General features: G+C 61.6%; 14 protein-coding genes. All 14 read right to left on the bottom strand.

The window, feature by feature from the left end; genetic code table 11:
- Positions 1–350: helix-turn-helix domain-containing protein (locus NKI99_RS01645; protein ID WP_352609472.1), on the bottom strand; the 350-nt coding region annotated here is incomplete at its 3' end.
- A gap of 189 nt (positions 351–539) precedes the next feature.
- A complete protein-coding gene (locus NKI99_RS01640) occupies positions 540–821 on the bottom strand; it encodes a ribbon-helix-helix domain-containing protein (protein ID WP_127290846.1) in 282 nt (93 codons plus the stop codon).
- A 176-nt stretch (positions 822–997) separates the two neighbouring features.
- A complete protein-coding gene (rnhA, locus tag NKI99_RS01635; RefSeq protein ID WP_023808602.1) occupies positions 998–1,528 on the bottom strand; it encodes a ribonuclease HI in 531 nt (176 codons plus the stop codon).
- A 10-nt stretch (positions 1,529–1,538) separates the two neighbouring features.
- On the bottom strand, positions 1,539–2,501 hold the full coding sequence (locus tag NKI99_RS01630) for a homoserine kinase (protein WP_023808603.1): 963 nt from the start codon (positions 2,499–2,501) through the stop codon (positions 1,539–1,541).
- A 5-nt stretch (positions 2,502–2,506) separates the two neighbouring features.
- A complete protein-coding gene (gene ispH / locus NKI99_RS01625) occupies positions 2,507–3,517 on the bottom strand; it encodes a 4-hydroxy-3-methylbut-2-enyl diphosphate reductase (protein ID WP_023808604.1) in 1,011 nt (336 codons plus the stop codon).
- Positions 3,518–3,588: 71 nt separating this feature from the next.
- Positions 3,589–4,344, bottom strand: a complete 756-nt coding sequence (locus tag NKI99_RS01620; protein ID WP_023808605.1) for an SURF1 family protein — start codon at positions 4,342–4,344, stop codon at positions 3,589–3,591.
- Complete coding sequence (locus NKI99_RS01615; RefSeq protein WP_352609452.1) at positions 4,341–4,727, bottom strand: DUF983 domain-containing protein; 387 nt, start codon at positions 4,725–4,727, stop codon at positions 4,341–4,343. The genes NKI99_RS01620 and NKI99_RS01615 overlap by 4 nt, the downstream gene beginning before the upstream one ends.
- 21 nt (positions 4,728–4,748) lie before the next feature.
- The gene (locus NKI99_RS01610) at positions 4,749–5,240 is read right to left on the bottom strand and encodes a L,D-transpeptidase family protein (RefSeq protein WP_352609450.1); all 492 of its coding nucleotides are present in this window, start codon (positions 5,238–5,240) and stop codon (positions 4,749–4,751) included.
- 92 nt (positions 5,241–5,332) lie between these two features.
- Positions 5,333–6,214 (bottom strand): cytochrome c oxidase subunit 3, encoded by an 882-nt coding sequence (locus NKI99_RS01605; protein WP_023808608.1) that lies wholly within the window; start codon positions 6,212–6,214, stop codon positions 5,333–5,335.
- Position 6,215: 1 nt separating this feature from the next.
- The gene (locus NKI99_RS01600; protein ID WP_023808609.1) at positions 6,216–6,848 is read right to left on the bottom strand and encodes a cytochrome c oxidase assembly protein; all 633 of its coding nucleotides are present in this window, start codon (positions 6,846–6,848) and stop codon (positions 6,216–6,218) included.
- On the bottom strand, positions 6,848–7,012 hold the full coding sequence (locus NKI99_RS01595; RefSeq protein WP_024503613.1) for a cytochrome c oxidase system small membrane protein: 165 nt from the start codon (positions 7,010–7,012) through the stop codon (positions 6,848–6,850). Before NKI99_RS01595 ends, NKI99_RS01600 begins: the two co-directional genes overlap by 1 nt.
- Positions 7,009–7,953, bottom strand: a complete 945-nt coding sequence (locus tag NKI99_RS01590) for a heme o synthase (RefSeq protein WP_023808610.1) — start codon at positions 7,951–7,953, stop codon at positions 7,009–7,011. The genes NKI99_RS01595 and NKI99_RS01590 overlap by 4 nt, the downstream gene beginning before the upstream one ends.
- Positions 7,954–8,028: 75 nt before the next feature.
- Entirely contained in the window at positions 8,029–9,681 is a 1,653-nt protein-coding gene (gene ctaD / locus NKI99_RS01585) for a cytochrome c oxidase subunit I (RefSeq protein ID WP_023808611.1), read from the bottom strand.
- Between the two features lie 38 nt (positions 9,682–9,719).
- The gene (gene coxB, locus NKI99_RS01580; protein WP_127257085.1) at positions 9,720–10,619 is read right to left on the bottom strand and encodes a cytochrome c oxidase subunit II; all 900 of its coding nucleotides are present in this window, start codon (positions 10,617–10,619) and stop codon (positions 9,720–9,722) included.
- Positions 10,620–10,680 lie beyond the last annotated feature (61 nt).

Here is a 10,680-nt window from a genome sequence, read left to right as displayed (position 1 = left end):
ACAGAGTTTTTTTTGAAGCTCAGGCCTTCGCGGCGCAGGAACAGCCACACCGTATTGTGCGAGACCTTGACCCCGCGAGCATCCAGCTCGTCCTTCAGCCGACGCAGCGTCAGTTCAGAGGTCTGATTAAGCCGCTCCATAATGAAGGCCCGATGCGGCTCAAGGACGCGCTTGCGATGTCCGCCCATCTTGCCCGGCGCCACCGAGCCAGTGGCACGGTAACGCTGCGACCACTTCACTACAGAGGAAACCGCAACGCCAAAGCGCGAGGCAACCGCACGGCAGGTCTCCCCGTCGCCAACCGCCGCTACTGCACGCTCACGAAGATCATTTGAAAGCGCTCGCGTCATCAGATGCTGGCCTCCAATCCAGCCAGCATCTTGAATCACAAACATCCGGCTTTGGGAATCCTACGATTCTCTCAAAATAGGAATCGCTCTAGTTGATCATAATAGCGATCGGCCGCTCGTATGTTTTCGCTGCCTATCATCACGTAGACGTCGATGAGGTCCGCCTTGGCCGCGGGTGACCAGACCAGCCTAACGGTCATTCCGCGAGGCTTCCGCCAGCCTTCGCCGAGCTTCCTTTCGCAACGCGTCGAAATCCACAGGCTCCGGCCTCCCACTTGCCTTGCCTTCATCCCACAGGTGCCTTAGCCGGCGGATATCGTCGTGCCGAAGTTCACGCTTGGCCAGCCAATCCCGCACCGCTTCACGCACAATCTCGCTTGCGGTGGCATACTCGCCCGCCTCGACAGCCTCACGCATCACAGCTGCTTGTTGCGGGGTCACAGCCACGCTCATTTTTTCTACGTTTGCCACGCCCGTTTCCTTATCGCATTTTGCTCTATGGTAGGAAATATTACTCCCTCCGTATTCTGGAGCAACTGCGACGCCACCAAAGGCCTTACGTCCGCTGGACGCTGGTCAAGGCAGCCTGTCGTCGGCCGTCAACCGTTGATAACGCGATGCGCGCCTAGCCGCGCCGCTCCGGAAATTCAATAGCTCTGGGTCGAGCGCCGCACTTTCGCGATTGCCGGTTGTTTGGCCGGCGCAGCAGGCTTTGGCGCGGCTGCAGGCTTGAACGGACCTTTCTTGAACGGTGCCATGCCTTCACGCGCAAGCTCGTCGGCGCGCTCGTTCTCGACATGACCGTCATGGCCCTTGACCCAGTTCCAGGTGACCTTGTGGCGCTTGTTGGCCTCGTCGAGCGCCTGCCAGAGTTCACCGTTCTTCACAGGCTTCTTGTCGGCGGTCTTCCAGCCGTTCTTCTTCCAGCCGTGGATCCACTTGGAAATACCGTCCATGACATACTTGCTGTCGGTGTGAAGGTCGACCGTGCACGGTTCCTTCAGCGCGTTCAGCGCCGAAATGGCGGCCAACAGTTCCATGCGGTTGTTGGTCGTCTCGGCTTCGCCGCCGGAAAGCTCCTTGGTGGTGCCGTTGAAGCGCAGGATCGCGCCCCAGCCGCCGGGGCCGGGATTGCCCGAACAGGCGCCGTCGGTGAAGATCTCAACCTGTTTGCTCATGATACTCATATCAGGCCAATCCATATTCCGAAGACGATTTGATCGCCCGGTGGAACCGCATCCTTCTGATGTATTCGGTCGGATCGCGTTTCATCACCAGCCCGCCATCGGGAACGGTCAACCAGTCGTACAGCCGGGTCAGCATGAAGCGCAACGCCGAACCGCGCGCCAGCATCGGCAGCGCAGCCTTTTCCTGGTCGCTCAGGGGCCGGAGGCTCTGGTAGCCGGCGAGCAGCGCCTTGCCCTTGGTGAGATTGAAGGAAAAATCCTTCTCGAAGCACCAGGCGTTGAGACAGGTGGCGACATCGTAGGCGTAGAGGTCGTCGCAGGCGAAATAGAAATCGATCAGGCCGGACAGTTTTTCGCCGAGGAAGAAAACGTTGTCGGGGAAAAGATCGGCATGGATGATGCCTTGCGGCAGGTCTTTGGGCCAGTTGCGCTCGAAATCGGCAAAGTCGGCATCGACCTCGGCGGCCAGACCCGGCTCGACCTCGTCTGCGCGATCGCGCGCTGCATCCCAGAGCTTGCGCCAGCCGTCGATGGCCAGGGCATTCGGACGCGTCATCGAAAAATCGGCGCCGGCCAGATGCAATTGCGCCAGCGCCTTGCCGACCTCGGCGCAATGCGTTGCTGTGGGCCGCCGCAACGAAAGCCCTTCCAGGAAGGTGATGATGACCGCCGGCCGGCCGGCGAGCGTGCCGATGACGCTGCCGTCATGCGCGGTCACCGGCAGCGGGCAGGACACGCCCTTGTTGGCGAGATGGCCCATTAGCCCCAGGAAAAACGGCAAATCCGCCTTTTCGACGCGCTTCTCATAGAGCGTCAGGATGTAGGAGCCGCTGGAGGTGTGCAGCAGGAAGTTCGAGTTCTCGGTACCTTCGGCGATGCCCTTGTAGGACAGGAGATCGCCGACCGGATAGTGCTTCAGGAATGCGCCGAGTTCGCCTTCCGCAACGTCGGTGTAGACCGCCATGTGGCTTACGCGGCTCCATTGACGAAGGCCATGTCGGCCCGCGTCAGTTCGACATCGCGCAATACCCGCATGACCGGAAAATCCTCCGTTTCCGTGGCCGTGATGGCCAGATCGATCGTGACATCGAAGCGCTGCCGGAACGCGTCGATGATCTCGTCGACGATGATTTCGGGCGCCGACGCGCCGGCCGACAGGCCGAGCGTCGAGATGTTGCCGATGTCATTCCACGGAATCTCGGCGGCGCGCTGCACGAGAAGCGACATGGTGGCGCCTGCACGCTCCGCGACTTCGACAAGTCGTCGCGAATTGGAGGAATTCGGCGCGCCGACGATCAGATAGAGATCGGCGCCCGGCGCGGTGTCCTTGACGGCTTCCTGGCGGTTGGTGGTGGCATAGCAGATCGATTCCGCCGCCGGTGCCTGCAGCGCCGGAAAGCGATCCTGCAAGGCGCGGATGATGCCGGCGGTGTCCTCGACCGACAATGTGGTCTGGGTAACGAAGCCGAGCGCCTGCGGATCGGCGGGCGAGAGCTTTGCGGCATCGGCTTCGGTTTCGATCAGCGTCACCGCTCCGTCCGGCAGCTGGCCCATGGTGCCGATCACCTCGGGATGGCCGGCGTGACCAATCAACAGCACATGACGGCCGAGCCGCTGATGGCGCATCGCTTGCTTGTGGACCTTCGACACCAGCGGGCAGGTGGCATCGAGATAGAAGAGATTGCGCGCCTTCGCATCCGCCGGCACCGATTTCGGCACGCCATGCGCCGAGAACACGACGGGCGACTGCCGATGTTCGGCCGGTATCTCGGAGAGTTCCTCGATGAAGACGGCGCCAAGGCTTTGCAGCCCCTCGACGACGTAGCGGTTGTGCACGATCTCATGGCGGACATAGACCGGCGCGCCATATTTCTTCAGCGCCAGCACGACGATCTGGATGGCACGGTCGACACCGGCGCAGAAACCGCGCGGCTGGCAGAGCCGGATCGTCAGAGGTGGTTTGGTGGTTGTCTGAAGCATTAAATCCGGGCCGGTTGATCAAAGCCGAAATGAGGTGCGCACCCCTGCCCTGTCAAGGGCATCAGCCGCGTTCATTCGTCTTTCGCGGGACGGCGAAGCCGCAGGATGAGCACGGCTGCGAGCGCCGCGGCAAGCCCGTACCAAGTCATCGCATATTGCAGATGGCTGTTCGGGAGGTCGATGATGGTGACGCCGCCAACCGGCAAGCCGCCCGGGTTTGGCGTCTTGTCTGCGTCGATGAAGATCGGCACCAGCGCGGCGCCCGCCGGCAGACCGGCGCTCGCAGCCATCACGTCGCGGTCCTTCCAGTAGAAGATGTTCTTCGCCACGTCGTTGTCGGGCAGCATCATCGACGGCTTCGCCGGCAGCGGGTTGCGGGCCAGCCCGGTCACGGTCACTCTGCCAGTCACCTGTCCCTTGGCGCGCTTGGCGGCGTCCTTCAGATCGTAAGGCACGAAGCCGCGATTGATCAGGACGAAGCGGCCGTCGTCGAGCGCCAGCGGCGTGTAGACATTGAAGCCGGCGTCACCTTCCCAGGTTGCGTAGAAATGGCGTTCGCCTTGATGCAGGAACGTGCCGGTGACGGTAACCGGCGTATAGTCGACATCCCCGGTGGCGGCGAACTCTTTCTCGACCGCAACCAACGGCAAGGGCGCCGAATGGGTACGCTGGTCGATGGTCTGCAGAAGGCCTTCCTTCCAATACAGGCGCTGCACTTGCCAGGTGCCGAGCACCAGCAGGATCAGGAACAGCATAAGGCCAAGGCCGAGCAGCAATGCCGATCGCGGTCGCGAACGACCGTCAGTTTTAACGGAAGCCTCGCTCATTCGCCGCGATCCAGCCGGCCCTCGGCCGCTTTGTTGCGGTATTGCAGCGTCAGCAGCACGCCCTTGATCAGCCGCAGCGTCGTCAAGCACAGCACGATAGCCAACGGAATCCAGACCAGCAGATGCAGCCAGAGCGGCGGGCTGAGCGTGACTTCTACCCAGAGCGCCAGGCCGACGATGATAAAGCCGATGATCAGGATCACGAACACCGCCGGCCCGTCGCCGGCATCAGCGTAGGAATAATCGAGGCCGCAATTGACGCATCGCTTGCCGACGGTGAGGAAGCCGGAGAACAACCGCCCCTCGCCGCAACGCGGGCAGCGGCCATGCAGGCCGGCCGAGATCGGATCGATCGGCGGCCAGATCGCCCTGTCTTCACTCATGGGAGCGTCGTCGCTCATTGCCTACCGCTCGATCTCGATCGGTGTGCCATCGGCCACCATCGCCCAGATTTCGTCCATATCGGAGTCCGTAACCGCAATGCAGCCGTCGGTCCAGTCGACCAATTGAAGCAGCCAGCCCCACCAGCCATAACCGTTTGGCTGGCCGTGGATCATGATCATGCCGCCCGCGTCGACATTGCGCGCCTTGGCGGCCGCCAGATCGTCGGTGTTGGGGTACGAAATATGGATCGATCTGTGCGCGATGCTGTTCGGGTTGCGCCAGTCGAGGACATAGTTCCCCTCGGGCGTGCGTTGATCGCCCTCCTGGTGCTTATGCCCGACAGGATCGCCGCCGAGTGCGATGCCGTAGCTGCGCAGGATCTTGCCGTCGCCGATCAGTTCCAGCCGGCGTTCGGCTTTGTGGACACGCACCAAATCCACCTTCTCGCCGGCAAAGGCCGGGAGTGCCGCGATCATCAATGCGCAAATGGCCCGGAAAATTGTCAGCCGCATTGGCTATCGATCAGCGATCATTGCGCCAAAAAGAAGAAGGCGGCCACGTTGCCGCGGCCGCCTTCTCGAAACGGAAATTCCTCAGGCCAGGATCAGTGGCCCTCGATCACCGCGCCAACCGATCCCCAGACGTAGATCGAGGCGAACAGGAAAAGCCAGACCACGTCGACGAAGTGCCAGTACCAGGCGGCCGCCTCGAAGCCGAAATGCTGCTTGGGGGTGAAATCACCCTTCATCGCCCGGATCAGGCAGACCAACAGGAAGATGGTGCCGATGATGACGTGGAAACCGTGGAAGCCGGTCGCCATGAAGAAGGTGGCGCCATAGATGGAATCCTTGAAGGCGAACGGAGCATGCATGTACTCGTAGGCCTGCACCATGGTGAACAGCATGCCGAGGCCAACAGTCAGCACCAGGCCGTTGATCAGGCCTTTGCGATCGCCATGGATGAGCGAATGGTGCGCCCAGGTCACCGTGGTGCCGGACAGCAGCAGGATGACGGTGTTGTAGAGCGGCAAATGGAAAGGATCGAGAACTTCCATGCCCTTCGGCGGCCAGACACCGCCGGTAAACGCGGTGCGGGCATATTGCTGGGCTTCGCTCGGAAACAGGCTGGCATCGAAATAGGCCCAGAACCAGGCAACGAAGAACATCACCTCAGAGGCGATGAACATGATCATGCCGTAGCGCAGATGCAGCGACACGACACGCGTGTGATGGCCCTCATGCGCTTCCTTAATGGTGTCCGACCACCAGGCGAACATGGTGTAGAGGATGATCACGAGGCCGATGAAGAACAGCCATGGATTGGCGATGTTGAAGCCAAAGATCGGGAACGAGCCGCCCTTCAGGTACTCCATCAGGCAGACGCCGCCAAAGGCGGTGACAAGTGCGCCTACCGATCCCAGGAAAGGCCACGGGCTCGGGTCGACGAGATGATAGTCATGCTGTGGTTTTGCGTGCGCGTCTGCCATATCAACCCCCGAGATTTGCTTCGGTATTCGAAATTGTCTTGCTGTTGCCCTCGGCCGGCTCCGAGGAGGCGACCGGCTTGGTCTTCTCGACCGGGAACATCGTGTAGGACAGAGTGATCGTCTTCACGTCCTTGAGCTCCGGCACATTGACGATGTCGGGGTCCACGTAGAACAGCACCGGCATGTCCAGCGTCTCCCCGGGCTTCAGCGTCGTGTCGGTGAAGCAGAAGCACTCGACCTTGTTGAAATAGGGACCTGCCAGTTCAGGCTGCACGTTGAAGGTAGCGCGGCCGGTCACGGGACGATCGAACTTGTTGGTCGCCTGATAGTGCGCCTGCACGGTCTCGCCGATCTTCATCGTCATCGAGCGCTGGACCGGCTGGAACTCCCACGGCACGCCAGCGATGTTGGCATCGAAGCGGACAGTGATCTCGCGGTCGAGCACGCGGCCGGCATACTGCTTCTCGGCACGTTGCGTCGTGCCGCCATAGCCGGTGGCCTGGCAAAACATTTTGTAAAGCGGCACCGCGGCATAGGCCATGCCGATCATGCCGGTGAAAAAGGCGAGGCAGACAGCCGCGACGATGACGTTGCCGTTCTTGCCAGCCGTTTTTTTTGAGGTCTCGACGCTCATCACATCGTGCCCAGATTGTGGCCGAACTTCACGATCGTCGCGATGTAGAAAATGACCACCAGCAGCGCCAGCGCCACACCGATGGCGATAGAACGGCTGCGCTGCGCCTTCTTCTGACGCTCGGTCAACGTGACGGTCTCGAGCTTTTCCTCGATCATGGTCATGCTCCACCCATGGCAAGCGCGCGTTCGACAACGCTGTCGGCCAGATAGGCAGCGAAGATGGCGAAGAGGTAAAGCAGCGAATAGGCGAACAGGGCCTTGGCCGGTTTCATGACGCCGTCATCGTCGGCCATGCCAAGCACTTTCCACGCGTACCAGACAAAACCGACTCCCAGAAGCAGGGCGGCCACGCCATAGAACGGCGTGGTGTAGCCAAGCAGCCACGGCAGCACGCCGACCGGGGCCAGCACCAGCGCATAGGCGAAGATCTGGCGGCGGGTCGAAGCGTGGCCGGCGACGTTGGGCATCATCGGAATGCCGGCCTTGGCATAGTCCTCGGACTTGAACAGCGCCAGCGCCCAGAAATGCGGCGGCGTCCACAGGAAGATGATCAGGAACAGGACAATGCTTTCGAGGCTGACTGTCCCGGTCACCGCGGCCCAGCCGATCACAGGCGGAATGGCGCCGGCGGCGCCGCCGATGACGATGTTCTGCGGCGTCCAGCGCTTCAGCCACATCGTGTAGACGACGGCGTAGAAAAAGATGGTGAAGGCAAGCAGCGTCGCCGCCAGCCAGTTGACCAGTACGCCGAGCGTCATCACCGACAGCACCGACAGCACCAGCCCGAAGGTCAGCGCTTCGTGCGGCTGGATGCGACCGGCCGGGACCGGGCGGGTGGCGGTCCTGGTCATCACGGCATCGATGTCGGCATCGTACCACATGTTGAGCGCGCCGGAGGCACCAGCACCTATTGCAATAGCCAGGATGGCGATCACCGCCAGCAGAGGGTTGATGGTCACGGGTGCGGCGACAAGGCCGACAAAGGCGGTGAACACCACCAGCGACATGACGCGCGGCTTCAGCAGCGCGAAGAAATCGCCCGCCGTCGCTTCCGACATGCGAAAGCCCGCTTCGTCAATCAATGGGTCGTCGACAAGGGCCATGCGTACTTAAGTCCATCATCCGTTGGCCAAAACCGCCGGCGGACCGGCGGTTTCGTATTCGAGCGGGCAGCCGCCTTACTTGATTTTCGGCAGCTGTTCCCACTGGTGGAAGGGCGGCGGCGAAGGCAGCTGCCATTCGAGCGTCGTTGCGCCCTCGCCCCATGGGTTGGCGCCGGCGATCCGCTTCTTCTGGAAGGCCTCGAACACGCCATAGAGGAAGATCAGGACGCCGATGGCCGAGATATACGAGCCGATGGACGACACATAATTCCAGCCGGCAAACGCATCGGGGTAGTCGATGGTGCGGCGCGGCATGCCGGCGAGACCGAGGAAGTGCTGCGGGAAGAAGATCAGGTTCACGCCGACGAAGGTGACCCAGAAGTGGGTGTTGGCGATGACGGGCGAATACATGTAGCCGGTCATCTTCGGGAACCAGTAGTACCAGCCGGCGAAGATGGCGAACACCGCGCCCAGCGACAGCACGTAGTGGAAGTGGGCAATGACGAAATAGGTGTCATGCAGCGAGCGGTCGAGGCCGGCATTGGCCAGTTGGACGCCGGTGACGCCGCCGATGGTGAACAGGAAGATGAAGCCCAGCGCCCACAGCATCGGCGTCTTGAACGAAATCGACCCGCCCCACATCGTCGCGATCCAGGAGAAGATCTTCACGCCTGTCGGCACCGCGATGACCATGGTGGCGAAGACGAAATAGCGCTGCGTGTCGAGCGACAGGCCGGTCGTGTACATGTGGTGCGCCCACACGATGAAGCCGACGGCGCCGATCGCCACCATGGCATAGGCCATGCCGAGATAGCCGAACACCGGCTTCCTCGAGAAGGTCGAGATGACGTGACTGATGATGCCGAAGCCCGGCAGGATCAGGATGTACACTTCAGGGTGACCGAAGAACCAGAACAGGTGCTGGAAGAGGATCGGGTCGCCGCCGCCGTCGGGCGCAAAGAAGGTGGTGCCGAAATTGCGATCGGTGAGCAACATGGTGATGCCGCCGGCCAGAACCGGCAACGACAGCAGGAGCAGGAAGGCGGTGATCAGCACCGACCAGGCAAACAGCGGCATCTTGTGCAGCGTCATGCCAGGCGCGCGCATGTTGAAGATGGTGGTGATGAAGTTGATGGCGCCGAGGATCGACGACGCACCGGCAATGTGGATCGACAGGATCGCCAGATCCATGGCCGGCCCGGGCTGGCCCGAGGTCGAAAGCGGCGGATAGAGCGTCCAGCCGCCACCGACGCCAAAGGCGCCCGGCGCGCTCGGCACGAACATCGAGGTGAGCAGCAGGATGAAGGCCGGCGGCAACAGCCAGAAGGAGATGTTGTTCATGCGCGGGAACGCCATGTCGGGCGCGCCGATCATGATCGGGACCATCCAGTTGGCGAAACCGCCGATCAGCGCCGGCATGACCATGAAGAAGATCATGATCAGGGCGTGCGCGGTGGCGAAGGCATTGTACATGCTCTTGCCGCCGTCGATCGCGGCGTCACCGTTCATGCCATAGACCATCTGCGCCAGGCCGCTGAAGATCTGGATGCCAGGCTCCTGCAGCTCCATGCGGATGGCGACCGACAAGGCACCGCCGATGATGCCGGCCATGATCGCGAAGATCAGGTAGAGCGTGCCGATGTCCTTGTGATTGGTCGAATAAACCCAGCGGACCCAGCCGTGATAAGGCTTGTGGTCGTGCCCGTCGTGAGCTGCAGCGTCTGCCATGTTCCGCTCCGTTCCCTAAATCTTGCTAACCCGCGGCATCAGTTGCCGGCGGCCGCTACCTTGTTCTGGCCGTCGACCTCGGCCATCAGCGTCTTGTTGGCGCCGGGCAGATCGGTCTTGGCTGCCGCCAGCCAGGTCTTGAACTGCGCGTCGGAGACGACGCGGATGGCGATCGGCATGAAGGCATGATCCTTGCCGCAGAGCTGCGAGCACTGGCCGTAAAAAATACCTTCCTTCTCCGCCTTGAACCAGGTCTCGTTGGTGCGGCCCGGAATGGCATCGATCTTGATGCCGAACGACGGCATGGCAAAGGAGTGGATCACGTCGGTCGCGGTGACGAGCACGCGGGTCATGGTGTTGACCGGCACCACCAGTTCGTTGTCGACGGCCAGCAGGCGCGGATAGACCTTGCGGTCCTCCTTGCCGGCGCCGGCCCGATCACCGTCCTGGAGGATCGCGGAGTTGAAGGAGAGCGTGTTTTCGGTCTGGTACTCGTAGTCCCAGTTCCACTGGTTGCCGGTCGCCTTGACGGTCAGCTTTGCTTCTTCCGGCGGCGTATATTGCGCGGTCAGCAGCTGGAACGAGGGAATTGCCAGGCAAAGCAGGATGACGACCGGACCGACAGTCCAGATCACCTCGATCAGCGTGTTGTGGCTGGTCTTGGACGGAACCGGGTTCGCGCTCGCACGGAATCTGACGATGCAATAGGCTAGAAGAAGCAGCACCAGGATGGTGATCGGGACGATGAACCACATTGTGTAGTTCCCGAACCACTCGATCTGCCGCATCATGTCGGTCGCCGGCGCCTGGAAGGTTGTCTCCCAGTTCTTGGGCTGGTCGGCATGGGCGGATGCGCCGGCGAAAAACGTGATAGCGGCACAAGCACTTAGAAACTTGGCACTTGCTGGAACCTTGGCGTTTGCCAGGAAATTTCTCATCGCCCTCATCGTCTCCCAGTTCCTCGCTGCGGTACCCACGAGAATAACGAACAATGCCGGG

It is taken from the genome of Mesorhizobium sp. M0239, from assembly GCF_040321815.1.
In the GTDB taxonomy this organism is placed as follows: Bacteria; Pseudomonadota; Alphaproteobacteria; order Rhizobiales; family Rhizobiaceae; genus Mesorhizobium.
The sequence above is the reverse complement of the archived record's forward strand: the minus strand, read 5'-3'. Positions and strand labels throughout refer to the sequence as shown.